Raw genomic sequence first — 25698 nt, forward strand, 5'->3', positions numbered from 1 at the left:
TTGAATCCAAGCCGTAGGGTGGCCGCGTGCCTCCCGCCGAGCCCGCGGCCGACCGCGCCTACCAGCTGACCAAGGAGCTCGTGCTCTCCGGCGAGCTGCCCGGAGGGCACCTGTTCAGCGAGGGCGACATCGCCACCCGGCTCGGCGTGAGCCGGACGCCCGTCCGTGAGGCGTTCCTGCGCCTGCAGGCCGAGGATCTGCTGACCCTGATCCCCAAGCGCGGCGCGGTCGTCGCGCCGGTACCGCCGGGGGAGGCCGAGGACGTCCTCGACGCCCGCGAGGCGATCGAGACGGCGGCGGTGCGCCGCCTGCTGCGCCGGCCCGACCAGGTGCCGCCGGTCGTGACGGCGCTGCGGGCGGTCGTCGAGAGGCAGGAGGCGCACGCCCGCGCCGCCGATCTCGCGGCGCTCGCCGAGGCCGACGAGGAGTTCCACCGGGCGATCGTCGACGCCGGGCGCAACGCCCTGACCGCGCGCTTCTACGCCACGCTCGGCGATCGGCAGCGCCGCATGAGCATCCACGCGTTCGGCCCGTCGCCCGACCTCGTGCCCGCCGTGATCACGCAGCACCGGGGGCTGATCGAGGCGATCGCGGCGGGCGACGGCGCCGGGTTCGCCGAGGCCCTCCGCGCGCACCTCGACGGGACCCACCGGCGATGACGCACCCCGGACGCCGCGCCGCCGCGGCCGTGCTGGTCTGCGGGTGGGGCGGCAACCAGTTCACGCCGCTGCTCGTCATGTACCGCGAGGCGGGGCTGTCGGTGGTCGCGGTCGACGCCCTGCTCGGCGCGTACGTCGTCGGTCTGGTGCCCGGGCTGCTGGTCGCGGGCCGGCTGTCGGGGCGCTGGGGGCGCAAGCCCGTCATGATCACCGGGGTCGTGCTGTCGCTGGCCGCCAGCCTGCTGCTGTCACTGGGCGACCTCGGGGCCGGCTGGATCGCCGCCGGCCGCCTCGTCACCGGGCTCGGCGTCGCGCTGGCGATGGGCGTCGGGTCCACCTGGGTCACGGAGCTCTCGGCGCGCCACGGCGACTCGCGAGCGCTCGGTGCGCGGCGCGGCGCGCTGTGGCTGACGGTCGGGTTCGGTGCCGGGGCGGGGGTGGCGGGCGCCCTCGCGCAGTGGGGACCGGCCCCGTCGGTGCTCCCGTACCTGGTGCACGCCGGTGTCGCGCTGGCCGTGCTCGCCGTCGTGGCGTCCCTGCCCGAGACGCGGACCGGTGCCCCGGCGTCGTCCGGGTCGGAGGGCCACCGTCACCCGCGCTTCCGGCGTGTCGTGACGCCGATGGCCCCGTGGATCTTCGGTGCGGCCGGGGTCGCCTACGCGGTCATGCCCCAGCTCGTCGGCGACCACCTCGGGCGCTGGGGCCTCGCCTACTCGACTCTGCTCACGGTGTGCACCCTCGCCGTCGGGGCGGCGATCCAGCCGCTGGCCAAGCGCCTCGACCGCCTCACCAGCGCCCGCGCCGTGGTCGTCGGGATGGCGACGATGGCGGTGGGGCTCGGGGTGAGCGTCGTCGTGGCCGTGGTCCGTTCGCCGGTGGTCGCCCTGGTCGCGGCGCTCGTGCTCGGTGCGGCGTACGGGATCGCGATGGTGTCCGGGCTGCTCGAGCTGCAGCGCCTCGCCCGGCCCGTTGAGCTGCCGACGCTCGTCGGGATCTACTACGCGCTCGCGTACTCGGGTTTCCTGCTGCCGTCGATCCTCGCCGTGCTGAGCGCTGTCGCGAGCTACGCCGTGCTCCTCACCGGCCTGATGGCCTGCGCCCTGATCGGCATGGCCGTCGTCCTGCGCCACTCCCGGCGCCACCTGCCGGCGCCGGGGTGATCGTCAGGAGCGGACCCGGGTCTCGAGCTTCGCCAGGGCGGCGGTCCAGCCGGCCTCGGCGCCGTCGCGGCCGGGAGCCGGGTAGGGCCCGTCGCTGAGGGTCATCCGGGTCTTCGGGCCGTGGTCGTGGAGCTCGACGCGCAGCACGCTGGGCTCGGACATGCCCATCGCGGGCATCGGGTCCGACCGCAGGACCAGCAGCTCGGGCTCGACGAGCTCGACGATGTCGTAGCCGACGGTGAACTCGCCGCCGGGTGTCAGCATCGTGATCTCGTAGCGTCCGCCGACGCGCAGGTCGATCCGGACGCGGTCGCGAGGGACCTCGACGTGGGCCGGGCCGTACCAGGCGGCGAGCTCGTCGGGGTCGGTCCAGGCCCGGAAGACCTGCTCGCGGTGCGCGTCGAACACCCGCGTGACGAGGACGTGTCCGTCGGTCGGCCGGCTCATCGGTGGTCTCCTCGGTCGTCGGGTCGGTGCAGGTGGGCGTCGAGGCGGTCCAGGCGGTCGTGCCAGGTGCGGGTCCGCTCCTGCATCCAGCTGATCGCGGCGTCGAACGGCTCGGCCTGCAGGCGGTTGCGCCGCCACTGCGCGTCGCGGCTGCGGGAGATCAGTCCGGCGTTCGCGAGGACGCGCAGGTGCCGCGAGATCGCCGGCAGGCTGATCGTGAACTGCGCGGCGATCTCGCCGACCGTGGCCTCGCCCCGCGCCAGCAGCGTGAGGATCTCGCGGCGGGTGGGATCGGCGAGCGCGGCGAAGGTGGAGCTGAGCTGGTCGGTGGCCATGTGCCCCTGCACTGAACAAGGTCGTTCATTGCGCTGTCAGTTGAGCGCTTCGTCGGGGGTCCTGGCAATGGTGTCGAGCGGTCGCGCGCGCGATGCTGCCGATGACCGTCGCGCCCGTCCCAGGAGATGACCATGTCCGTGCTCACCGCCTTCGCCGATGCGCTGCGCTCCGGCGCCGTCGAGGTCGTGGACCTGACCACGCCGCTGCAGGAGTCCACGCCGATCCTCGAGCTGCCCGAGCCGTTCGCGAACACCTCGCGGTTCCGGCTCGAGGAGCTCTCGCGCTACGACGACCGCGGGCCGTCCTGGTACTGGAACGACATCCACACCGGCGAGCACACGGGCACCCACCTCGACGCGCCGAACCACTGGGTCACCGGACGCGACGGCGCGGACGTCTCGCAGGTGCCGATGTCGACGCTCGTCGCCCCGGCCGCCGTGATCGACAAGACCGCGGAGGTCGAGAAGGACCCCGACTTCCTGCTCGAGGTCGCCCACCTCGAGGCGTGGCAGGACGAGCACGGCCCGCTGCCCGCGGGCGGGTGGCTCCTCTACCGCACGGGCTGGGAGGCGCGGGGCGGGACGCAGGAGGAGTTCGTGAACGCCGACGCCGACGGCCCGCACACGCCGGGGGTGTCGGCGGAGTGTGCCCGGTGGATCGCCCAGGAGTCGCCGCTGACGGGGTTCGGGGTGGAGACCGTCGGCACCGACGCCGGCGCGGCGGGCGGCTTCGACCCGCCGTTCTCCTGCCACCACTACCTCATGGGCGCGCACCGGTGGGGCCTGACGAGCCTGCGCAACCTCGGCCGCCTCCCGGCGACGGGCGCGGTGCTCCTGGTCTCGCCGCTGCCGATCGTCGGGGGCTCGGGGTCGCCGGCCCGGGTGCTGGCGCTGGTGGAAGGCTCGTGACCGTCGCCGCCCAGGTCGGCGCGCTGCTCGCCGAGCTCGGTGCCGGGCACGCGTTCGGGGTCGTCGGCAGCGGCAACTTCCACGTGACGAACGCGCTGCGCTCGGCCGGGGTGCCCTACACCGCCGCGCGGCACGAGGGCGGCGCGGCGACGATGGCCGACGCCTACGCGCGCACGTCCGGCTCGGTCGGCGTCCTCACGCTGCACCAGGGCTGCGGGCTGACCAACGCGACGACCGGGATCGCGGAGGCGGCGAAGTCCCGGACGCCGCTGCTGGTGCTCGCCGCCGAGACCGCCGGCGCGGCCGTCCGCTCCAACTTCCGGGTCGACCAGGACGGGCTGGCCCGCGCGGTGGGTGCCGTGCCCGAGCGGGTGCACACGGCGGCGTCGGCGGCGGCCGACGTCGTGCGCGCGTACGGGATCTGCCGCGACCAGCGCCGCACTGTGGTGCTGAACCTGCCACTGGACGTCCAGGCCTCTCCGGTCGTGCCCGGTGCTGCTCCGTCGCGGACGACCTGGGCGGCGCCGCGCCCCGATCCGGCGTCGGTGGCGGCGCTCGCGCAGCTGCTCGACGGGGCGCAGCGGCCGGTGTTCATCGCCGGACGCGGGGCACGGGGTGCGCGGGGGGAGCTCGAGGCGCTGGCCGACCGCTGCGGGGCGCTGCTCGCGACCAGTGCCGTCGCCCACGGGCTCTTCACCGGGTCGCCGTGGTCGCTGGGCATCTCCGGAGGCTTCTCGGGCCGGCTCGCGGCCTCGCTGATCGCGGAGGCCGACGTGGTCGTGGCCTGGGGCGCGTCGCTGACCATGTGGACCACCCGGCACGGGGAGCTCGTCGCGAACGCGGTGCTCGCGCAGGTCGACGACGCCCCGGAGGCCCTCGGCGCGCAGCGTCCGGTGTCCCTCGGCGTCCTGGGCGATGTGGGGGCGACGGCGCGGGACGTGCTCGAGGTCGTCGGGAAGTCGGCGGGATACCGGAGCGAGTCGGTCGGGCGGGCGCTGCGGGACGCGCGGCATCCGGTGCCCGACGAGGTGCCCGGCGAGCGGATCGATCCGCGCTTGCTCTCCGCCGCGCTCGACGAACTGCTGCCCGTCGAGCGCACGGTGGCCGTGGACTCCGGCAACTTCATGGGCTACCCGTCGGCCTACCTGCAGGTGCCCGACGAGGCCGGGTTCTGCTTCACCCAGGGCTTCCAGTCGATCGGGCTGGGGCTCGCGACGGGCATCGGCGCGGCGCTGGCGCGTCCGGACCGGCTGGCGGTCGCGGCGTGCGGCGACGGCGGGTTCCTCATGGGGATCGCGGAGCTGGAGACGGCGGTGCGGCTCGGGCTCGGCATGGTCGTCATCGTGTACGACGACGCCGGCTACGGCGCGGAGTTCCACCACTTCGCCGGCGCCGACCACGACACCGTGCGGTTCCCGGACACCGACCTCGCGGCCATCGCGCGGGGGTACGGGTGCGACGGGGCGGTCGTCCGGTCCCGTGCCGACCTGGCCGGCCTGGACGCATGGCTGTCCGGGCCCCGGGACCGGCCCATCCTGCTCGACGCCAAGGTCACCTCCGACGGGCCGTCCTGGTGGCTGGCGGAGGCGTTCAAGGGTCACTGAGCGGTGCGGGTCTCGGGGGTCTCGGGCGGCTCCCCTGTCTCGGGTGGCTCGGGTGGCTCCGCCCAGCGGATGAGCGCGATCGCGGCGACGACGAGCACACCGCCGACGATCTGCGTGGCCGTGGGTCGCTGGGCCACGAGCCACCAGGCGCCGAGCACGGCGAAGAGCACCTCACTCAGACCGACGAACGACGCGAGGCGCGACCCGAGGCGTCCGACGGCCGCGATGCCGGTGAGGTAGGCGAGCGCGGTCGACAGCGCCGCGACGAGGGCGACGCCGACCCACCAGGGCGTGGTCGCGCCGGCCAGGTCGATCGGCGTCGTGGTGGCCTCGAGCGGCAGGATCCCGACGGCGCCGACGAGCAGCACGACGACCGTGCCGACGAGCGCGCCGCCTGCGGTGAGGACGATCGCCGGCGGGCCGCCGTCGCCCGGGCCGGCGGACAGCCGGAAGTACGCCGCGAGGCACACCGCGGCGCCCAGCCCCCACAGCACGCCGACGACGTCCACGGCGGCGCCCCGGGCGACGTCGAGCACAAGCACGAGGCCGGCGATCGCGAGGGCGGCGCCGACCAGCGTGGCCGGCCGTGGGCGCGCGCGGGTGCGGGCCCACGTCCAGCCGAGCAGCAGGACCGGCGCGGTGTACTCGATGAGGAGCGCGACGCCGACCGAGAGGTGGCCGACGGCGCTGAAGTAGCAGACCTGCGCCCCGGCGAGCGGCACGAGCCCGTAGATCGCGATGGCGCGGAGGTGCCCGGCCCGGGGCCGCCAACCGCGGGCCACGACGACCACCAGCGGCACCGCGAGCAGCAGCGCGCCGCCGCCGAGACGTCCGACGACCACCGCGAGCGGTGACCACCCGGTGGCCAGCAACGACGCCGCGAACGGACCGGCGAGCCCGAACGCCAGCCCCGACAGCAACGCGATCGCGAGGCCGGGCGCCGTGCGTGTTGATCGCGGCTCGGCTCCGGTGCCGGGGAGGCCCACGTCCGGTGATCAGAGCAGTCGGTGCGGGACGGGGCAAGGAGCGGTGGTCCGGTCACGGCGTGACGGGTCAGGAGGCCGCGGCTCACGAGACAGCGGGCGGCGAGGAGACAGCGGGCGGCCAGCGCGCAGTCAGCGGGGGTGGTGCGGGTTCCGAGCGGAGATCAGAAGGGGGGTGGGTCGTCGAGGCCGGGGACGAGCGGCGGGGTGGTGGCCGCGCGGCGTAGAAGGTCGCGGGTGCCGGGGCCGCGGGGTGCCGGGATTGTCGGCGCGGTGCTGCTGCGGCGTCGGCGGGGACCGGTGAGGTCGCGGACCTCGAGGCGGCGCTCGTCGCCGGCTTTGTCGTGCTCGCCGTCGGGCGGGTCGTCGCTGTCGTCGGCGTCGTGGGTGTGGTGGTCGAGTTCGCGGTCGGGCAGGGGTCGAGGCGCCGGGGTGGGCAGGGGCGGGGGGAGGGGTCGGATGATCCGGGGTGGGTGGGTTTCGTAGGTCGCTCCGGCGCGGGTGGTGATCAGGAAGCGGCCGGGTTCGGGTTGGGTGACCTGCCAGCCGCCGTGGTGTTTGGCGCGGTGGTGGTGTCGGCACCAGCAGCCCAGGGCGCGGGAGAGGGTGGGTCCGCCCAGGGCGTGGTCGAGGGTGTGGTCGATGTCGGTGGCGTGGGCGGTGCGCCGGCAGGACGGGGCCACGCAGCAGCGGTCGCGGACCTGCAGCCAGCGCAGGACCTCGGCGCTGGGTCGGCGGTGGCGGGCCTGTTCGGGGGTGAGGTGTTGGTCGGGGGCGCCCGGCGGTGGCGCGTCGGGGCCGCTGAGGTCGGCGAGGCGGGTGTGGAGGTCGGTGAGCAGCCGGGCCCAGTGGGGGTGGTCGGCGGGGTCGAGGGCGGCCAGCAGTGTCGTCGGGACCTGGAGCTCGACGATGGCGGGGCCGTGCCGCCCGCGGCGCCCCCGCCGCCGGCGGTGGTCGCGGCGGGGGCCCGATGATCGACCCGATGATCCCGGGGGCGGGTCGGGGGTGCGGGGTCGGTGGCGGGTGAGCAGGACGTGCTGGAGGCGGCCGGTGTGGTCGGTGAGCACGATGCGCCATTCGCCGTGGTGGTAGCGCTGCAGCATCGTGCGGGCGGTGGCGGGCAGCAGGGTGCCCCAGCCGGGGAGCTGGGCGGGGCGGTCGTCGAGCCCGAGGGCGGTGCTGAGCTGGAGCCGGATTTCCACGAGGCCGGTGCGGACCCCGCTGGTCGGCGGCAGCTGCCCCTCCCCCCGACCGTCGTCGGCTCCGTCGTCGGCTTCGTCGCCGATGTCGTCGTGGCCGGTGTCCTCGCCGTGGCCGCCGGCGCCCTCATCGGTCGCGGGTTCACCGTCGAGCGGCCCGTCGTTCGCCGGGTCAGCCGGGTCAGCCGGGTCAGCCGGGTCAGCCGGGTCAGCCGGGTCGGCCGGGTCGGCGTTGGCGGGGTTGTCGGCGGTGTCCTCGGCCTCGTTCCCCGGTTCGGTCACTGGCTCATCGTCGGGCTCGTCGTCGGGCTCGTCGTCGGGTTCGTCGTCGGGTGCGTCGCCGCCCGGTCCGCCGTCGCGTGGCCCGTCGTCGGGGCCTCCGTCGTCGGGGCCTCCGTCGTCGGGGCCGCCGTCGCTGTCGGGGCCGCCGTCGCTGTCGGGGCCGTCATCGTCGGGCCCGGTGTCGGGGTCGGGTGGGCGCAGGGTGTGTTCGAGCAGGTCGAGCAGGGTGTCGTCGTCGAGGCCGGCGGCGGTGCCGTCGAGCTGGGCCAGGTACACCTCGGCCCGCAACTGCTCGATCTTGACCCGGATTCCGCGGCGGCGTAGTTCGGCGGCCAGCGCCTCGGCGCGGGCCATCGAGATCGCGGTCCGGTCGACCGGCAGGTCACAGCCCGAGAGGTTCGCGGTGCCCGACGGGTTGCGCGAGGCCAGCAGCCGGGCGCGCTTGAGCGCGTTGGTCTCGCGGCGGGCGGCCCAGTCGGCGTCGAGGGCGTGCGCGACGTCCTGGATGCGTTCGATCAGCGCCCCGACCGGCGGGGTGGGCGCTTCGGGCAGCAGGGTGTGGCACACCTGATGGGCGTGGTCGTCGGCCAGATCCCGGGTCCAGTCGGAGAACACGCGGGCCTTGGACTCGTCGAGGTCCCCGCCGCGCATGGCGGTGTGGACCTCGCCGAGGCGGCCGAGCAGGTCGTCGGCGAGGTCGAGCCAGCGGCTGGCCATGGCCCGGGACCAGCCCAGCGCGGCGGCGGCCTCGTCGCCGGAGAACTCGTCGAGCACCGCGCGGCGTTGGCGGCGGCCGGCCTCGGTGCGCCCGGCCTCGTGCAGCGCGGTCAGGAACCGGGCGGTGTCGCGGTTGCGGGCCCGGTGACATTCCCGCACGTAGTCGATCACCTCGACCCCGACCAGCCCGGCCGGGTCGACTCCCTCGAGCCCCTCGACCGGCAGCCACGACGGCGTCCCCGCGCCACCGCCCGCGCTGGGGGTGCCGGCCTGGTCGATGCTCACACCCGGGACGCTAGACCCGACCCCCGACACCCCCGGACGATCATGGACCGGGCCCCCGACCAGCGGCGACGCGGCAGCGGCGTCGCCGTCAGCTCCCCGGTCGAGATCCACGAACCCGACGTTAGACCCGACCCCTGACAGTCCTCGTCGATCTTCAACCGGGCCGTCGGCCAGCGGGGACGCGGCCGCCGCGTCGGCGTCAGCACACTGGTCGAGATCCACGAACCCGACGCTGGACCAGACCTCCGACAGTCCTCGTCGATCACATCGGGCCCGCGAACGGCGTCGCTGTCAGCACCCCCGGACGATCACGACCCGCGCCGTCGGCGCCCCGATCGACCACCCCGACCTGAACGCTCAGACGATCACGAGCCGGCGATCACGGCACCAGCGCCACCTTGCCCGTCACCGCCCGCTCCCCGAAGAGGGTCAGCACGTCGCCCGCCTCCTCGAGGGGTCGCACCGCGGGCGCCGGCGGCCTCAGCTCGCCGCGCGCGACACCGCCCAGCACCTCGCCCAGCAACGCCGTCGCCGCGGCCGGGGACGTCCGGGCCCAGTCGCCCCAGTCGACGCCGACCACGGAACGGTTGCCGATCAGCACCACGTTCGCGGGCAGCTTCGGGATCTCCCCGGACGCGAAGCCCAGGACGGCGAAACGTCCCGACGGCCGCACCGCTCGCAGCGCGGACTCGGCCGCCGCCCCGCCGACCGGGTCGATCACGAGGTCGGCGCCACCGCCGGTGTGCTCCCGGATCGCGTTCTTGAGGTCGTCGTAGCCGATCGCGTGCGCCGCGCCCGCGGCCAGCGCCGCCTCCTGCTTCTCGGCGGAGGAGGCGACGGCGACGACGTGCGCGCCCCGGCTGCGGGCGACGTCGACGGCGGCGAGCCCGATGCCGCCGCCCGCGCCCAGGACGACGACGCGCTCGCCCTGCGCCACGGGAACACGGTGGGCGACCGCGAAGAGCAGCGTGCTGTAGCTCTCCAACGCCGTCGCGGCCACGGCGCCCGGGACCTCGTCCGGCACCACCGCCACCCCGTCGGAGGGCAGTACGAGGTGCGAGGCGTACGCCCCGAAGCCCATCATCACCGCGGCCACGCGCGTTTCCGCTGCGACACCGGGTCCGTCGACGACCCGTCCCACCACCGCCGAGCCAGGCGTGAACGGCAGCTCGGGCCGCACCTGGTACCCGCCGCGGACGATCAGCGCGTCGACGAAGCTGGTCCCGATCGCCTCGACCTCGATCAGGACCTCGCCGGTGGCCGGCAGCGGGTCGGGCTCGTCGACGACCTCGAGGCCGCGCGGCTCGCCGAACGCCCGACACAGGATCCTTCGCACGTCGCTCTCCTCCCGGGCGCTGGGCAGAATGGTCGGGGTGTCTCCGGCAGAGGATCACACGGAGTCGGACGGACGTTGAGCGTGTCAGGAGTGCGACGGATGGGGATCGACGCGGACGAGGCGCGGGCACCAGCGCGGTCGGCCTCCGCCGCGCGCCTCTTCGAGCCCGATGCCGACGCCGCCTTCGAGCGGCTGGCCCGCCTCGCCACCTCGCTGACGGGCGCACCGGCCGGCGCCGTGTGGCTGGTCCAGGACGACCGCGTCGTCCGCCGCAGCGTGCACGACACGGCCGGCTCGACGGTCGATCCCGGCGAGCTGTCGACGCCGGCCGAGCGTTCGCGGTGCGGCCTGGTGCTGCGCGCCGACGATCCGGTCTGGGTCGACGACGTGACGGACGTGACCCCGCACGGCGCGACCGCGGCCGCCGACCCGGTGCGGGCGTGGGCCGGGTGCCCGATCCGCGACACGGCCGGCACGGTGATCGGCGTGCTCGGTGTGCTCGACGTCCGGGCGCGGCCGTGGTCGAGCCACCAGCGCGACGTGCTGACGACCCTGGCCCAGGCCGCCACCGGGGAGGTCGCCCTGCGCACGGCGCTGGCCGATTCCCGGGCCGACCGCTCGCTCGCCGTCCGGCAGGCGGTGCGGTCCGACCAGGACGCCCGCGAGGCGGGCCGGCAGGCCCAGGCGGCCGGTGCCCAGGCCCGCCAGGCCGGCGCCGCTGCCCGCTACTACGAGGCCCGGGCCCGGTCGGCGAGCGCCCAGGCCGCGACGTCGGACCAGCTCGCCGCGGAGGCCCAGCGCCTGGCCGGGCTGGCCGAGCAGCACGCGGCCGAGGCCGAGGAGCTCGCCGCGACCCTGCGCCAGAGCCTGCTGCCGGCACGGCTGCCGGCCTTCCCCGGCGTCGAGGTGGCGGCCCGGTACCGCCCCGGCACGGGCGGGTCCGTGCTCGGCGACTTCTACGACCTCTTCCCGACCCCGGACGGCTGGGGCGCGGTCATCGGGGACGTGTGCGGGAAGGGGCCCCACGCCGCCCGGACCACCGCGCTCGCGCGGTCCACGGTGCGCGCCCTGGGACACACCGACGACGACCCCGGCTCCGTGCTCGCCGCGCTGCACGGCGTGCTGCACGTGTGGTTCGACGAGCGCCCGAGCTTCGCCACCGTCGCCTACGCCGGCATCACCCCGCGGCCCGCGGACGACGGACTCGACGTCCGCCTCGCGAGCGCCGGCCACACCCCGGCGGTGGTGTACCGGAAGGACGGGACGATCGACGTGCTCGAGGCCGGCGGGCGGGCGCTGGGCATCCGGCCCGAACCGCGGATCGCCGTCGAACCCGTGACGCTGGACGTCGGCGACCGGCTGCTGCTCTACACCGACGGCGTCACCGAGGCCCGACCCACCGGCGGGCGCGAGTTCGAGCTGGACGGGCTCCTCGGGGTCCTCCGGAGCCTTCCCCCGGACGCCGACGAGCACGCGGTCGCGGACGCCGTGCTCGCCGCCGTCGACGACCACGCCGCGGGCGCCGCGCTGGACGACACCGCGCTGCTGGTCGTCCGCGCCGGACGCCGCTGACGGGCCGCCGACGAGCGCACCGATCACCGCGCGGGTTGGCCGACCCGGACGCGCGGGCACCCCCCGGGCATCATGCCGACACCGAGGACCGGCGACACCGACGTCGCCCACTGGCCCGACCCGCTGTGGGTCCGCACCCCCGCGGACAACGGCAACGTCCGGCTGCTCCGTCGTCGGCTGACCGAGTGGCTCGCCGGCGACCACCTCGACGAGGACGTCGTGGACGACCTCGTGATGGCGGCGTCCGAGGCGCTGGAGAACTGCTGCGACCACGCCTTCGTCGACCGGGAGGCGGGCGTCATGACGCTCGGCGCCCACATCGTCGACGGTGCCCTGGTGATCACGATCGTCGACGACGGGGTCTGGCAGGACCCGCCCACCGACCCCGGCGACCGGGGCCGCGGACTCGGGATGATGCGGGCGCTGGCCGACGACGTCGACGTCCGCGCAGGGCCCGACGGCACCCTCGTCGCCCTCACCCGCCACGTGGACCGGTCCGTCAGCCCAGGCGGATCGTCCCGCTGATCGACGGGGCGCCGGGCACGCCCGCCGTGACGCCCAGCTCGTCGGAGCTGCGAGAGCCGCCGGATGACGCGTCGTGGTCGGCGACGAGGCGAGACCCGGCGAAGGCGGGCCGGGAGAGGCGGTAGTCGAACGCGGTGACGCTCCGGTCGGGGCGGTGCCGCCGCGGGATCTCGAGCAGCATCAGCGCGAGCAGCGGCCCGTGCACGACGAGGCCGGGGTAGCCCTCGACGCCCGTGACGTAGGGCTCGTCGTAGTGGATGCGGTGCGTGTTGTACGTCAGCGCCGAGAAGCGGAAGAGCAGCGTCGCGTCGGGGACGAGGGCGACGGCCTCGGGGGACGGCGAGGACTCCGTGGCCGCCTCCGGAGATCCGATGCCCCGCGCCTGCCCGGGGGTCTGCGACCGGTAGACGATGTCGGACTCCTCGCTGACGACGACGTCGCCCCCGTCGCGCGCGTACTCGTCCCGCACCGTCACCAGCAGCATCTCCCCGCTACGGCCGTGCTTGACCTCCGCGCGGGTCAGGGAGGAGCGCCGGGTCAGCGGCTCGCCCACCCGCATCGGGCTCGCCACCCGCAGCCGCCCGCCCGCGATCATGCGGCGGCGGTCGGGGATCGGCGGCAGGAAGTGGCCGGCCGCGGGATGGCCGTCGTCGCCCAGCTCGTCCTGGCGCGGGTGTGCGAGGAACCCGAACCAGTGCCACATCGGCGGCAACGGGTCGCCCTCGGCGGCGACCGGGTCGAGGTCGAACAGCCCGGACACCGCCGCGACCGTCCACGCGGTGGTGGTGCCGGTCGTGGTCGTCGGCTCCGGGGCCCAGCCGGCGGTGGCGCTCGCGAGGTCGGTCACGGAGGCCACTGTTCCCGGTCAGACCGCCGTCCGCCCGCCGTCGACCGGGAGCACCGCCCCGTGGACGAACGACGCCGCGGGCCCGGCGAGGAAGACCACCGCGGCCGCGATCTCCGCGGGCGTCGCGGGCCGGCCGGCGGGAGCCGCGGCGGCCATCCCGTCGAGCGCGGGCCCGAACCGCTCCGTGCCCTCGGTGCGCGTGGGTCCGGGGCTGACCGCGGTCACCCGCACCCCGGCCGGCCCGAACTCCGCGGCCCAGGCCCGGGTGAGCGACCCGAGGGCCGCCTTCGACGCCCCGTAGAGCCCGATCCCGGGCATGCCGCGCTGCGCCGCCATCGACAGCACGTTGACCACGGCGCCGCCGCCCCGCGCCGCCATCGCGGGGGCGAGCGCCGCGACCAGGCGGTGGGGCGCGGCGACGTTGACCGCGAAGACAGCGGCGAGGTCGTCGTCGGTGACCTGCGGCGTCAGCCCGTCGGACGGGTACATCCCGGCGTTGTTGACCAGCACGTCGACGCCGGCGGCCGCGGCGGCCAGGTCGCGGACGGACGCCGCGTCGGCGAGGTCGGCCGCGACGAACTCGGCGGACCCGCCGGCGGCCCGGACCGCGTCGACGGTGCCGGCGCCGCGGGCGGCGTCACGGCCGTGGACGAGCACGTGGACGCCGGTGGCGGCCAGCCCGAGGGCGACCTCCCGGCCGATCCCGCTGGTGGCGCCGGTGACGAGAGCAGAAGAAGTCATGGCCGGACGCTAGGAGCGATACCGGGCGATCTCCGCCCGGTATCTCCGGCAGAATCGCGCGATGTGACCCGCCCCACGGCCCGCGTGCTCGCGCTGCTCGAGATCCTGCAGACCGGCGGCGTGCACACGGTCGGTGCGCTCGCGGAGCGCCTGGCCGTGGACGAGCGCACCGTGCGTCGCTACGTCGAGCACCTCCAGGACCTCGAGGTCCCCGTCGAGGGCGTCCGGGGCCGCTACGGCGGCTACCGGCTCGCGCCCGGGTTCCGGATGCCGCCGCTGATGCTCACCGACACCGAGGCCGTCGCGATCGCGGTCGGGCTGGCCGCGGGCCGCCGGACGGGGATGGTCACCGAGGCCGCGCAGAGCGCCACGGTCAAGGTGCGCCGGGTCCTGCCCCGGGCGCTCGGGGAGCGGCTCGACGCGCTGCTCGGGACCCTGGCCCTCACCGAGCCCGCGCGGGACGCCACGAGCCCCGAGACGGCGGTGCTGCTCGCCGTCGCCGACGCGGCGCGCGAGCACCGGCCGCTCGTCATCGCCTACGCCGGCCGCGGCGAGCGCACTGTGCACCCCTACGGCGTCGTGACGCACTCCGGGCGGTGGTACCTCACCGCGGCCGACCCGGCGCACGGCGACGTCCGCACGTTCCGCCTCGACCGCATCGAGCGCGCGAGGCCGGGGACGGGCCGGTTCGACGTCCCCGAGGGCTTCGACCCCGCCCGGCGGGTGCTCACCGGGCTCGCCGAGGTACCGCGGGAGCACGAGGTGTCGGTGCGCGTGCAGACCGACGCCGCGACGGTCGCGCGCCGGCTCCCGACCGGTCTCGCGGTGGTCGAGGAGCTGGACGGCGAGGTCCGCGTCCGGCTGCGCGCCGAGCGCCTCGACTGGGTGCCGTCCGTGCTCGCGTCCCTCGACGCGCCGTTCGTGGTCGAGTCACCGGCGGCGTTGCGCGACCACGTCCGCGCGCTCGCCCGGCGCCTCGACGCCGCCGCCACCGGCGGATAGCAGCTCCGCGCCGGCCTCCCGCAGGTGCTGCTCCCCGGCCACGACCTGGCGCCGCGACCACGGGCCCGGGCAGAACGGCTCGCCGCCCTGGAGCAGGTCGTCCGCCTTGAGGCCGGGCCACGCCGGCTCGACGATCTCCCGCGGCGACCGCGGGGTGGCGTGGCCCCAGACCAGCCCCCAGCCATCGGTCGTCGCCGTCGCGAGCCGGTCGCGGTGCTCGAAGTACAGCTCGTCGGCCCGCGCCGTGAGCAGGTCGAGGTCGACCGGGGCGCGACCCGAGCCGGACGCCGCCCGCCCGGTGGCCCCGACGTAGACGTGGACGTGCGGCCGCAGGCCCGCGACCCCGGGCACCCGCTCGTCGACGACGTGGGTGATCGCCAGGTGGCCGGGCTCGGAGCCGTCCGCGGTGAGCACCGATCCGCCGTGGTGCTGCACCCGGCGCGCGCAGGTCGCCGCCTCGCGCGCGTAGAACTCGCGCAACGCCGCCAGCACGCCCGCGTGGCCCGTGTGCTGCAGGGAGTCCATCCAGACCGCGAGCGACAGCGGCGCCGGCACCACCACGTCGACCGCGTCGTCCGGCGGGTCGGTGAACACCGGGTCGAACAGCCGATCGGACCCGATCGGCTCGCTGGACGTGGACACGGCGATCACCCCCGGACGCCGAGCGCGCCCCTCGCGGGGAGCCTACGGCGGCCGGGCGGTGACGGCAGGACGAACGGCGGCTTCGCTGCGTGGCCGGGCTCAGCGCGGCTGGATCTCGCCCATCGGTCCGAAGCCGTCGTGCGGCGTGTCGATGTAGAGGATCTGCGGCTGCGCCGACACCACGTACGGGGCCTTCTCGAAGAACTCCTTCACGTGCGGCTGCGCGACGTGGGTCGCCCCGGCCTCGGCGTCCCGGAAGTTCTCGATGCAGACGAACTCGTTCTCGTCGGTGAGGCTGCGGGAGAACTTGAACAGCAGGCAGCCCTCCTCGGCGTTCACGTCCTTCGCGTAGGAGTCGGCCAGCGCCAGCCACTCGTCCATCTTGTCGGGACGGATCTGCATGACGATGTTGATCACGATCACGGCTGCGCTCCTTCGACGACGGCGGCGCTCATCGTCGTGACGCGGACCACCGACCGTCAAGATCGGCGTCCGAGGTGCAAACGGTGGCGGCCGTAGGGTCGTGGGGTGCACGGACGGGGTACGGCGTCACGCCCGCGCGGACAGGTCGCCCTGCCCGGCGGCCGCTTCGCGATGGGCGACCACTTCGGCGAGGGCTACACCGCGGACGGCGAGCACCTCGTCCACGACGTGACGCTCTCGCCGTTCGGGCTGGACGCCACGACGGTCACGAACGCCGCGTTCGCGACGTTCGCCAAGGACACCGGCTACGTCACCGACGCCGAGCGGTGGGGCTCCTCGGCGGTGTTCCACCTCGCCTTCGCCGGCGACCGGTCCGACGTGCTGTCGAGCGTCGAGGGCGCCGGCTGGTGGCTCGCGGTGCGCGACGCCTGCTGGCGGCGGCCCGAGGGCCCCGGCTCGTCGGTCGGCGACCGCGCCAACCACCCGGTGGTGCACGTGTCGTGGCACGACGCGCAGGCCTACGCCACCTGGGCGGGCAAGCGGCTGCCGACCGAGGCCGAGTGGGAGTACGCCGCCCGCGGCGGCCTCGACGGCGCGCGCTTCCCCTGGGGCGACGAGCTGCGCCCAGGGAAGCGGTGGCCGCTCAACATCTGGCAGGGCCGCTTCCCCACCCACAACACCGCCGAGGACGGCTTCCTCACCACCGCGCCGGTGAAGACGTTCCGCCCGAACGGCCACGGTCTGTGGCAGATGGCCGGCAACGTCTGGGAGTGGTGCGCCGACCGGTTCGCCCCCGACGCGTACGCGCACGCGGCGCCGGTCGACCCGACCGGGCCGGACGCGGGGGAGAGCCGGGTCATGCGCGGCGGGTCGTACCTCTGCCACGACTCGTACTGCTACCGCTACCGGGTGGCGGCGCGGTCGTCGAACACCCCCGAGTCCAGCTCGGGCAACCTCGGCTTCCGGTGTGCGAGCTGACGCGCGTCACTGCGCGGACATGACCCGGCGGTAGACGCCCCCGTCGTCCGGCGCGGCGTCGTCGCGCAGCTCGATGCGCACCGTGTGGACCGTGCCGGTGAACGCGTTGCCGGTGCGGGGGTAGTCGGTGCTCACCGGTGTCCCGAGGTCGACGCCGACGTCGAGGGTCTCGTCGAACGAGAAGTAGTACGGGACCGTGGCGTCGACGACGCCGGTCGCCACCTTCGCGTCGTCCACCGACAGCACGACGCTCCCGCCGCGTCCCACGCCGCCGCCGTCGTAGGCGAAGTCGACCCGGACCTCGTGGCGCCCCGCCGGCATCGGATCCTCCGCGCGCAGCGTGTGCACCGCCAGCCCGAAGTAGTTGTAGACGTAGCACGCGCGCCCGCCGAGGCAGTAGAGCGCCCAGCCGCCGAAGCGCCCGCCCTGGGCGACGATGACGCCGTCGGTGAGCGTGCCGTCGGTGTCGACGTCGGCGACCACCGCGTGCGATCGGTTCTTGACGTTGGGCACCGTCTCCTCGATCAGGCGCCGCGTCCGGCCGTGGTAGGTCACGCTGCGGCGGTCGCCGACGAGGTCGAGCCGTCCCGCGAGCTTCGGGTTCTCCCGCTCGGTGACCCGGTCGTCGAGCGGGAGCACCCGGTACTTCGCGGCCTCGCCGAGGAAGAGCTCCTGGAGCGACGCGAGCCGCTCGGGGTGCTGGGCGGCGACGTCGTGGGCCTGGCTCCAGTCGGTGGTCGTATCGTAGAGCTCCCAGACGTCGTCGCGGAAGGACCGCCCGGCCGTCGGCACCATCTCCCAGGGGACGCCGTGACGGGTCACCGCGGTCCAGCCCTCGTGGTAGATGCCGCGGTTGCCGCACATCTCGAAGTACTGGGTGCGCCGCCGGTCGTCGGCGTCGGGAGCGTCGAAGGTGTAGCGCATGCTGGTGCCCTCGATCGGCTGCTGGCTGACCCCGTCGACCGAGACCGGCTCCGGGAGCCCGGCGCACTCGAGCACGGTCGGCAGGACGTCGATGACGTGGTGGAACTGGTGGCGCAGGCCGCCGCGGTCGGTGATGCCGCGCGGCCAGTGCACCACCAGGCCGTCCCGGGTGCCGCCGAAGTGGGAGGCCACCTGCTTGGTCCACTGGTAGGGCGTGTTCATCGCGAGCGCCCACCCGACCGGCCCGATCGGGTAGCTGTCGGGCCCGCCGATGTCGTCGATGCTCCCGATCATCTGCGCCGGGTCGTCGACGAGGCCGTGCCCGAGGCGGTGCTCGACGAGGGTGCCCTCCAGGCCGCCCTCGCCCGACGCACCGTTGTCGCCGATGAGGTAGACGAACAGCGTGTCGTCGAGCTCACCGAGCTCCTCCAGCTCGGTCACGAACCGTCCGAGCTGGGTGTCGGCGTGCTCGGTGAAGCCGGCGAAGGTCTCCATGAACCGCGCCCCGAGCGCGCGCTGGTCGTCGTCGAGCTCGTCCCAGTGCGGCACGCCCTCGGCCCAGGGCGCGAGCTCCGCCGTCGCGGGCACCACCCCCAGCTCCTTCTGTCGATCCAGGGTCAGCTCGCGCTGGCGGTCCCACCCGTGGTCGAACCGGCCGCGGTGGCGCTGCTGCCACGCCGGGGCGACGTGCAGGGGCGCGTGCGAGGCGCCGAAGGCGAGGTAGGTGAAGAACGGGCGGTCGGGCGTCATCGTGCGCTGGGTGCGGACCCAGTCGACGGCGTGGTCGACCAGGTCCTCGGAGAGGTGGTAGCCCTCCTCCGGCCGCCGGGTCGGCTCGACCGGCGTGGTGCCCTCGAACAGCAGCGGGTACCAGTGGTTCATCTCGCAGGCCATGAAGCCGTAGAAGTGGTCGAAGCCCTCGCCGGTGGGCCAGCGGTCGAACGGGCCGACCGGGCTGATCTCCGAGGGCGGGGTCTGGTGCCACTTGCCGAACGCGGCGGTGCTGTAGCCGTTGGCCTGCAGCGTGCGGGCCATCGTGGCCGCGCTGCGCGGCCGGAAGCCGGTGTAGCCGGGCGCCGAGGTGGCCATCTCGGTGGTGCCGCCCATGCCGACCGAGTGGTGGTTGCGGCCGGTCATCAGCGCCTGGCGGGTGGGAGAGCAGAGCGCCGTGACGTGGAAGCGCGTGTAGCGCAGGCCGTCGGCGGCGAGGCGGTCGGCGGTCGGCATCGGGCACGGCCCGCCGAAGGCGCTGGAGCTGCCGAAGCCGAGGTCGTCGAGGACGACGACGACCACGTTCGGCGCGCCGTCGGGCGCCGCCGTGGGCCGCACCGGCGCGAACGGCTCGGTCTGCTCGTCGATCCCGAACGCGGTGACCGCCTCCGGCGGCCGCTCCGGCTCGGGCAGCACGTGACGACCACCGGTGAACCCGCCCATCTCGAGGTCCCACCGTCCTCTCTCCTCGACGTTTCGTCGATCAGCTTCGCCCGCGCGAACGTTCGGATCCAGCGCACATTCCCGCACACCGGTGTTTGGATGAGCTTCATGGAGCTCTCCCTGCGCCGGCTGCGGACGCTACGGGAGGTCGCACGCCGGGGCGGGGTCAACGCCGCGGCGGGCTCGTTGCACTTCTCACCCTCGGCGGTGTCCCAGCAGCTCGAAGCGCTCGCGGCCGAGGTCGGCGCCCCGGTCCTCGAGCGGGTCGGGCGCGGGGTGCGCCTCACCGAGGTCGGGCGGGTGCTCGTCGAGCACGCCGAGGTGCTGCTCGCCGCCGAGCAGCGGGCGTGCGCCGCGGTGGAGGGCGCGCGGCAGAGCCTGTCCGCGCGCCTGACGGTCGGGGTGTTCCCCGCCGCGGCGGCCGCGCTCGTCCCCGCGGTGGTCGACGACCTCGCCGCCCGGCACCCGGGGATCGTCGTCGACAGCGTCGAGGCCGACACCGAGGACGTCGCCACCGACGTGCGGCACGGCCACCTCGACCTGGCCCTGCTGCTCGACTACCCGGACGCCCCGGAGCCCTGGCGCACCGACCTCACCGTCGTCCCGCTCGGCCGCGACGAGACCCACCTCGCGGCGCCGGCCGGGACCGCCCACCACCCCGGCGTGGACCTCGGCGCGCTCGCGGACGAGGACTGGATCCTCTCCGGACCGGAGACCTACTGGGGCCGCGCCGTCCGCACCGCCTGCCGGCGCGCCGGCTTCGACCCGCGCGTGCGGCACCGCGCCGACAGCTCGGCCACCGCCGCGGCCCTGGTCGCGGCCGGTCTCGGCGTCACGCTCGTCAGCGACCTGGGCCGGATCTTCTGCCCGCCCACCGGCGTCGAGATCGTCCCGCTCGCCCGCCCCCTGTCGCGCACGATCGTCGCCGTCCACCTGCCCCACACCGGCGAGCGGCCGACCGCCCGGGCCGTCCTCGAGGCGTTCGGGCGCGCCGCCGTGACCCGGGGGCTCGCCCCGGCGGCGTGAGCACACAGGCTGTGCTCATCGGCGTCGGGAACGATCGCCGGGATGCTCCCCGGCCTCCGCACCCGCGCCGTCGTGCTGCTCGGCGCGGCGGCGCTCGCGCTGGTCACGGCGGCCTCGGCGCCGGGCGGACCCGTGCCCACCGTGGCCGCCCCCACCCCGCCGATGGGCCTGGACAGCTGGAACGCCGTCGGGTGCTCGGCGGGGTTCGACGAGGCCTGGGTGCGGGCCCAGGCGGACGCGCTCGTGCGCACCGGGCTGCGCGACGCCGGCTACCGCGACGTCGACCTCGACGACTGCTGGGCCGCGCCGGAGCGGGACGCCGCCGGCCGGCTCGTGCCCGACCCCGCCCGCTTCCCCCACGGCATCGCCGCGCTGGCGGACTTCGTCCACGCCCGGGGCCTGCGCCTGGGCGTCTACACGAGCGCGGGGACCGCTACCTGCGACGCCGCGGGGTTCCCCGGCTCGCTCGGCCACGAGACCGCGGACGCCTCGACGTTCGCCGCGTGGGGCGTGGACCTCGTCAAGGACGACGACTGCTCCACCGCCGGCACCGACGCGATCGCCCGCTACACCGTGATGGCGCGCGCCCTCGCCGCCACCGGCCGCCCGATCACCCTCGTGGTCTGCGACAAGGGGAACTCGCGACCGTGGCTCTGGGCGCGCGGCACCGCCACGCAGTGGCGCACCACCCCCGACGTCACCGACACCTGGGCGGGCGTCGCCGACAACGCCCGGCGCACCGTCGCCCTGACCGGCTTCCAGGCGCCCGGCGCGTGGAACGACCCGGACATGCTCGAGGTCGGCGACGGCGGGCTCACCGGCGACGAGGAGCGCAGCCAGGTCGGGCTCTGGGCGATGCTGGCCGCGCCGCTGGTGATCGGGACCGACCTGCCCTCCGCCCGCCCGGACGTGCTGGCGCTGCTCGGGAACCGGGCGGTCGTCGCGATCGACCAGGACTCGCTCGCCGCCCCGGCCCGTGCCGACCCCGACACCGGGGACGGCCGCCTCGTCCTGCGGCGTCCCCTGGCCGACGGGAGCGTCGCCGTGTCGGTGACCGCGCTCGACGACCAGCCGGCGACCGTCCCCGCCGACGTGGCCGGCACCGACCTGCTCACCGGCGCCGCCGTGGTCCCCGGCGGATCCCTCGCCGCCCACGCGACCGTCCTGGTCCGGACGGTCGCGGGTTCGTGATGGTCACAGGCGCGACGTCGACCGGACGTCCGGGTGTCGGTAACGTCCTGATCCGACCGGGCCGATGACCCCCGTGGGTGCTGGGACGCCGGGAGGCGGGTCCCCGGGAGGTGGTCGTGGCGCGACCGTTGCGGTTGGTCACCGAGGTGCAGCGCCTCGGCACGATCGTCTGGGTCGCCGCGTTCCTCATCGTCGCCATCTCGGTCGGCCGGCTCGCCTACTCGGCGCTGGTCACGGTCCCGGCGAGCGACGACCTGCGGACGGGCCTGCTCGCCTACGAGGACACGCAGAACGCGGTGCTCTCCACCGACTCGTCGTTGCGCGCCTATCTCGCCACGCGCGATCCCTACTTCCTCGACCGCGCGAACGAGCTGGCCCCGGAGATCGCCACGGCCGAGACGACGATGGTCGCGACCCTGGACATGCCCGAGGTGTTCCCGCACGTCCTCGACCTGGTGGCCGCGCAGCGCCAGTGGCAGACCGGCTGGGTCGGCGAGCTCTCCGGCGTCCCGGCCGAGGACGTGCCGGCCTTCCTCGCCCGCGGCGACGTGATGATGCAGAACTACCGCGCGGCGAGCGCGGCGACCCGGGCGGCGGTGCTGGAGGAGATCGCGACGACCGACCGGGCGATGCGGACCCTGCAGCGCACGCTCGTCGTCGTCACCGCGCTCATCGCCGTCGCCGCGCTGGCGGTCGCGCTGCGCGGGCGGCGCCGGCTGCTCGCCCACGTCGTCGCGCCGGTCGACGGGCTGCTGGCCTCGGTCCGCGGGATCGGCGAGGGCCGCCTCGAGCCGCCGCACCCCGTCGACGGGTCGGCGGAGCTGGTGGCGCTGCGCGACGGGCTGGCGGACATGACGGTGGCGCTGGCGCGCCAGCGCGAGGAGACCGCGGTGCAGGCCGAGCGGCTGCAGGCGCAGACCGACCGGCTGCGCACCATCCTGATCATGACCCGCGAGATCGCGGGCAGCCTCGACATCCGGCACGTCGTGGACTCGACGGTGCAGGCCGCGGTGGCGGTCGCCGACGGGCGGGTGCTGCTGTGGCTGCTCGACGACGACGGGGCCGGCCTCGAGCTGGTGTACGACTCCGACCGCGGCGCCGTGGCCCCGATGGAGGCCCGCTGCAGGCTGGGGGACGGCGTCGTGGGTCGCTCGGCGCGCTACGGGCAGATCTCGCGCGGCGACCCCGGCGTCGAGGAGGACGCGGCGGTCGCGGTCCCGCTCGTGGTCGGGGCGCGGGTCATCGGGGTGCTGGAGTGCCACGACTCGCCCGAGGGCGAGGTCGAGGGCCAACGGCTGTCGACCGTGGAGATGCTGGCGACCCTGTCCGGGTCGGCCATCGAGGCCAGCCGGCTGCACGCCGCGGCCGAGCGACTCTCGCAGTTCGACCCACTGACCCAGCTCGCCAACCGCCGTCGGCTCGGTGCCGACCTGGCGTCGGCGGTCGCGGCCGCGCGGGCCCAGGCGTCGCCGATGGCGGTGATCATGGTCGATCTCGACCACTTCAAGGAGCTCAACGACCGCTACGGCCACCAGCAGGGCGACGTGGTGCTCCAGGAGGTCGCCACGACCCTGCGCACGGCGATGCGCGACGGCGAGACCGCCTATCGCTACGGCGGCGAGGAGTTCGCCATCCTGCTCCCGCGCGGCGGCCCCGACGACGCCGAGAAGCTCGCCGAGCGCCTGCGCCTCCGGGTCGAGGCCGATTTCCGGCGCGGGGACAAGCAGCTGGTCACCGCGTCGTTCGGCGTCGCGGGGCTGCCCGAGCACGCCGGGGACGGCGAGGGCCTGCTCAGCGAGGCCGACCGGGCGCTGTACTCGGCGAAGAACGCCGGCCGCAACCGCGTCCACCGCGCCGAGTAGGAGCGTGGTCCCGGGCGCCCGTCCCCGGGAGCAAGCCGGGGACGGGCGTCCGGGCGCCCGGGAAGGTCGGGCTACCAGGCGTGCACCTGACGCCGTGGTCGCGGTCTCGGCGTCAGGGACCGACAGTCGGCCGCTGACGCAGACCCACGGCTGCCTCCGTGGAACGCGGCGGTGTCGCGTGGGTACCCGGGACCCGGGCACGGAGCCCGTCGGGGGACGGGACCTTCTCCTCCGGTCACGCCGTGGCCGACCGCAGCTCCGTTGTCGTGAGTTGTACGCGCTCCTCGCTGCACGGACAAGCCTCCGACCAGCGGTTCCTTGTCCTCCTTGTCGTCCTCCTTGTCGCGGACCGGCCGCCACGCCAGGCTCCTGACGGTGACCTCGGAGCCACCGGACCCGTCCTCCACCCGGCGCCTCGGGGTCGTCTACGACGTCGACGGCGTGCTGCGCATCGCCCCGCTGCGGCGGCAGTGGGGCCGGCTGCGCATCCTCATGACCCGCGGCCCGCGCGACCGCCGCTCGCTGCTGGGCATGCAGCGCCTGCTGCGCGTGATCGCCGAGAGCGGGCCCGACGTCGAGGTGTTCTTCCTGACCGCCCTTCCGGACACGCTGCACCGTCCGCTGCGGGCCGCGCTGCGCCACGACGAGTACCCCGCGGGCACGGCGCTGATGGCCGGGCGGCACCTGATCTCGGGCTGGTGGTGGGGCGCGGGGCTCGACCACAAGCGGGCCGTGCTCGACCGTCTCGCCGCGAGCCGCCCGGACACCTCGTGGGTGCTCGTCGGCGACGACGCGGGCCACGATCCGGACCTGTTCGCCGGGTTCGCGCGCGACCACCCGGGCCGCGTCGCCGCGATCGCGATGCGTCACCTCGTCGAGGTCGACGACATCGACCGGGGCGACAGCGCCGACGGTGTCGACCACGACCCGCCCCTGGTGGAAGCGCCGAACGGCGAGGAGCTGCTGCCGCGGCTGCGCGCCGTGCTGGGCCTGGACCACGCGGCCGGCGCGCACGCCGTCGACGACTGGTTCCTCACCGCGCGCGAGCGCGGCAACCCGGCGACGCGGCTGCGGCCCTGGACCGAGGGCAACGCGGTAGCACTGCGCGTCCACGGGAGCGCCTACTACGCGGTCCTCGCCGAGCGCCTGGCCGCGACCGGCGCGGGGGACCTCCTGCTCGTCCTGGGCTGGCGCGGGGACGGCGACCAGCAGCTCGGCGACGACGGCCCGACGGTCTCCGAGGCGCTCGCCGCCGCGGCACGTCGCGGAGCCCGGCTCGCGGTGCTGCTGTGGCGCTCGCACCTCGAGGCGTTCGGCTACCACGTCCTCCAGAACCGCCGCCTCGCCGCGGATCTCCTGGGCGCCGGCGGCGAGGTGCTGCTCGACCAGCGGATCCGGGCGCTCGGCAGCCACCACCAGAAGCTGGTGGTCATCCGCGACGGCACGCACGGGGCCGACGGGGACGTCGCCTACGTCGGCGGCATCGACCTCGTGCTCGGCGCCCGCGACGACATCGTGCACCGGGGCGACCCGCAGTCCGACGCGTCCGCCGACGAGTACACCCGCAGCCCGCGTCACGACGCGATGCTCGAGCTGCACGGGCCGGTGGTGCGCGACCTCCAGGACGTCTTCGCCGAGCGCTGGGAGGAGCCGACGCCGCTCGCGCGCCTGCCGTGGCACGTCGTCCCGGACCTCGTCCACGGCCTGCCGCGGCGGGGCCGCGCGCTCCCGTCGCCCGCGCCCGACCCGCCCGCGGCCGGGACGTGCGCGGTGCAGGTGCTGCGGACCTATCCGCGCCGGCGTCCGCCGCACCCGTTCGCGCCGCGGGGCGAGCGCAGCGTCGCCCGCGCGTTCATCAAGGCCCTGGGCCGCGCGCAGCGTCTGGTGTACGTGGAGGACCAGTACCTGTGGTCGGCCGACGTCGCGCGCGTCTTCGCCGCGGCGCTGCACCGGTGCCCCCGGCTGCACCTCATCGCCGTCGTCCCGCGCCCCGAGCGCCAGGACCCGGGCCCCGCGGTGCTCGGGCAGGGCGAGGCGCTCGCGATGGTGCACGCCGCGGGGGGCGACCGGGTGCAGGTGCTCGACGTCGAGAACGACGACGCGCGCCCTGTGTACGTCCACGCGAAGGTCTGCATCGTCGACGACGTCTGGGCCACCGTCGGCAGCAACAACTTCAACACGCGCTCCTGGACCCACGACTCCGAGCTGACCGCGGCGATCCTCGACACCGAGCGCGACGCGCGGGAGCCCGCGGACCCCGGCGGGCTCGGCGACGGCGCCCGGGGCCTCGCCCGCCGCCTGCGCCTCGAGCTGATGCGCGAGCACCTCGGCGTGCCCGAGGCCGAGGACGCCCTCCTCCTGGACCCGGACCGGGCGGCGGCGACGGTGCGGGCCCGCGCCGACGCCCTCGACGCGTGGCACGCGGGCGGCGAGCGGGGCCCGCGCCCGCCCGGCCGCCTGCGCCGCCACGTCCCCGGGCACGAGCAGGTCCGGCTGACGCTGCGGCGCCGGTGGATCATCGACCCGGCCTACCGGATGGTGCTCGACCCCGACGGCCGCCCGTGGGGTGCGCGGCTGCGGCGCACCTACTGAGCCACCTACTGGGCCGCCTACTG

Annotated in this window: 22 protein-coding genes; 12 read left to right on the plus strand and 10 right to left on the minus strand. The window is 75.5% G+C overall.

Annotation, left to right across the window (positions count from 1 at the left end):
• Nucleotides 1–26: 26 nt before the first annotated feature.
• Both ACR9E3_RS08315 and ACR9E3_RS08320 read left to right on the plus strand, forming a co-directional pair.
• Nucleotides 27–659 carry a GntR family transcriptional regulator gene (locus tag ACR9E3_RS08315; protein WP_460379758.1) on the plus strand — a complete coding sequence of 211 codons (633 nt, stop codon included), beginning with the start codon at nt 27–29 and terminating at the stop codon, nt 657–659.
• Nucleotides 656–1819, plus strand: coding sequence for an MFS transporter (locus tag ACR9E3_RS08320; protein ID WP_460379759.1), 1164 nt, complete (start codon nt 656–658; stop codon nt 1817–1819). The genes ACR9E3_RS08315 and ACR9E3_RS08320 overlap by 4 nt, the downstream gene beginning before the upstream one ends.
• Before the next feature lie 3 nt (nt 1820–1822).
• Here ACR9E3_RS08320 and ACR9E3_RS08325 read toward each other — a convergent pair whose 3' ends face one another.
• Nucleotides 1823–2266, minus strand: coding sequence for an SRPBCC family protein (locus ACR9E3_RS08325; protein WP_460379760.1), 444 nt, complete (start codon nt 2264–2266; stop codon nt 1823–1825).
• Entirely contained in the window at nt 2263–2601 is a 339-nt protein-coding gene (locus tag ACR9E3_RS08330; RefSeq protein ID WP_460379761.1) for an ArsR/SmtB family transcription factor, read from the minus strand. The genes ACR9E3_RS08325 and ACR9E3_RS08330 overlap by 4 nt, the downstream gene beginning before the upstream one ends.
• Nucleotides 2602–2733: 132 nt before the next feature.
• Between ACR9E3_RS08330 and ACR9E3_RS08335 the strand changes: the two genes are divergently transcribed.
• Both ACR9E3_RS08335 and ACR9E3_RS08340 read left to right on the plus strand, forming a co-directional pair.
• Entirely contained in the window at nt 2734–3510 is a 777-nt protein-coding gene (locus ACR9E3_RS08335; RefSeq protein ID WP_460379762.1) for a cyclase family protein, read from the plus strand.
• On the plus strand, nt 3507–5114 hold the full coding sequence (locus ACR9E3_RS08340; RefSeq protein ID WP_460379763.1) for a thiamine pyrophosphate-binding protein: 1608 nt from the start codon (nt 3507–3509) through the stop codon (nt 5112–5114). The genes ACR9E3_RS08335 and ACR9E3_RS08340 overlap by 4 nt, the downstream gene beginning before the upstream one ends.
• On the opposite strand, the gene ACR9E3_RS08345 is transcribed toward ACR9E3_RS08340, so the two are convergent.
• The 3 genes from ACR9E3_RS08345 to ACR9E3_RS08355 form a co-directional block, all read right to left on the minus strand.
• Complete coding sequence (locus ACR9E3_RS08345; protein ID WP_460379764.1) at nt 5108–6100, minus strand: EamA family transporter; 993 nt, start codon at nt 6098–6100, stop codon at nt 5108–5110. The two genes, ACR9E3_RS08340 and ACR9E3_RS08345, sit on opposite strands and share 7 nt — an antisense overlap.
• 161 nt (nt 6101–6261) lie before the next feature.
• Nucleotides 6262–8580, minus strand: a complete 2319-nt coding sequence (locus tag ACR9E3_RS08350; protein WP_460379765.1) for an HNH endonuclease signature motif containing protein — start codon at nt 8578–8580, stop codon at nt 6262–6264.
• Nucleotides 8581–8959: 379 nt separating this feature from the next.
• A complete protein-coding gene (locus tag ACR9E3_RS08355; RefSeq protein WP_460379766.1) occupies nt 8960–9916 on the minus strand; it encodes a zinc-binding dehydrogenase in 957 nt (318 codons plus the stop codon).
• A gap of 99 nt (nt 9917–10015) precedes the next feature.
• Here ACR9E3_RS08355 and ACR9E3_RS08360 point away from each other — a divergent pair, with 99 nt between their 5' ends.
• Together ACR9E3_RS08360 and ACR9E3_RS08365 are read left to right on the plus strand one after the other, a co-directional pair.
• A complete protein-coding gene (locus tag ACR9E3_RS08360) occupies nt 10016–11488 on the plus strand; it encodes a PP2C family protein-serine/threonine phosphatase (protein WP_460379767.1) in 1473 nt (490 codons plus the stop codon).
• A 72-nt stretch (nt 11489–11560) separates the two neighbouring features.
• The gene (locus ACR9E3_RS08365) at nt 11561–12013 is read left to right on the plus strand and encodes an ATP-binding protein (protein WP_460379768.1); all 453 of its coding nucleotides are present in this window, start codon (nt 11561–11563) and stop codon (nt 12011–12013) included.
• Here ACR9E3_RS08365 and ACR9E3_RS08370 read toward each other — a convergent pair.
• Nucleotides 11988–12860, minus strand: coding sequence for an HTD2 family dehydratase (locus tag ACR9E3_RS08370; protein ID WP_460379769.1), 873 nt, complete (start codon nt 12858–12860; stop codon nt 11988–11990). The two genes, ACR9E3_RS08365 and ACR9E3_RS08370, sit on opposite strands and share 26 nt — an antisense overlap.
• A gap of 18 nt (nt 12861–12878) precedes the next feature.
• Nucleotides 12879–13601: an SDR family NAD(P)-dependent oxidoreductase gene (locus ACR9E3_RS08375; RefSeq protein ID WP_460379770.1), complete on the minus strand. Its 723-nt coding sequence runs from the start codon at nt 13599–13601 to the stop codon at nt 12879–12881.
• A gap of 63 nt (nt 13602–13664) precedes the next feature.
• Here ACR9E3_RS08375 and ACR9E3_RS08380 point away from each other — a divergent pair, with 63 nt between their 5' ends.
• Nucleotides 13665–14603 carry a helix-turn-helix transcriptional regulator gene (locus tag ACR9E3_RS08380; RefSeq protein ID WP_460379771.1) on the plus strand — a complete coding sequence of 313 codons (939 nt, stop codon included), beginning with the start codon at nt 13665–13667 and terminating at the stop codon, nt 14601–14603.
• On the opposite strand, the gene ACR9E3_RS08385 is transcribed toward ACR9E3_RS08380, so the two are convergent.
• Nucleotides 14532–15245 (minus strand): hypothetical protein, encoded by a 714-nt coding sequence (locus ACR9E3_RS08385; RefSeq protein WP_460379772.1) that lies wholly within the window; start codon nt 15243–15245, stop codon nt 14532–14534. The genes ACR9E3_RS08380 and ACR9E3_RS08385 overlap by 72 nt on opposite strands.
• Before the next feature lie 99 nt (nt 15246–15344).
• Nucleotides 15345–15668 (minus strand): putative quinol monooxygenase, encoded by a 324-nt coding sequence (locus ACR9E3_RS08390; protein ID WP_460379773.1) that lies wholly within the window; start codon nt 15666–15668, stop codon nt 15345–15347.
• A 171-nt stretch (nt 15669–15839) separates the two neighbouring features.
• Here ACR9E3_RS08390 and ACR9E3_RS08395 point away from each other — a divergent pair, with 171 nt between their 5' ends.
• On the plus strand, nt 15840–16646 hold the full coding sequence (locus ACR9E3_RS08395) for a formylglycine-generating enzyme family protein (protein WP_460380065.1): 807 nt from the start codon (nt 15840–15842) through the stop codon (nt 16644–16646).
• A 6-nt stretch (nt 16647–16652) separates the two neighbouring features.
• Here ACR9E3_RS08395 and ACR9E3_RS08400 read toward each other — a convergent pair whose 3' ends face one another.
• Nucleotides 16653–19004 carry an arylsulfatase gene (locus tag ACR9E3_RS08400; RefSeq protein ID WP_460379774.1) on the minus strand — a complete coding sequence of 784 codons (2352 nt, stop codon included), beginning with the start codon at nt 19002–19004 and terminating at the stop codon, nt 16653–16655.
• A 99-nt stretch (nt 19005–19103) separates the two neighbouring features.
• Between ACR9E3_RS08400 and ACR9E3_RS08405 the strand changes: the two genes are divergently transcribed.
• The 4 genes from ACR9E3_RS08405 to ACR9E3_RS08420 all read left to right on the plus strand — a co-directional run bounded on the left by ACR9E3_RS08405 (nt 19104) and on the right by ACR9E3_RS08420 (nt 25675).
• A complete protein-coding gene (locus ACR9E3_RS08405) occupies nt 19104–20030 on the plus strand; it encodes a LysR family transcriptional regulator (RefSeq protein ID WP_460379775.1) in 927 nt (308 codons plus the stop codon).
• Between the two features lie 42 nt (nt 20031–20072).
• On the plus strand, nt 20073–21221 hold the full coding sequence (locus ACR9E3_RS08410) for a glycoside hydrolase family 27 protein (RefSeq protein WP_460379776.1): 1149 nt from the start codon (nt 20073–20075) through the stop codon (nt 21219–21221).
• A 116-nt stretch (nt 21222–21337) separates the two neighbouring features.
• On the plus strand, nt 21338–23083 hold the full coding sequence (locus ACR9E3_RS08415; protein WP_460379777.1) for a GGDEF domain-containing protein: 1746 nt from the start codon (nt 21338–21340) through the stop codon (nt 23081–23083).
• 375 nt (nt 23084–23458) lie between these two features.
• On the plus strand, nt 23459–25675 hold the full coding sequence (locus ACR9E3_RS08420; protein ID WP_460379778.1) for a phosphatase domain-containing protein: 2217 nt from the start codon (nt 23459–23461) through the stop codon (nt 25673–25675).
• The last annotated feature ends 23 nt before the right edge of the window (nt 25676–25698 follow it).

It is taken from the genome of Actinomycetospora sp. C-140 (assembly GCF_054796175.1).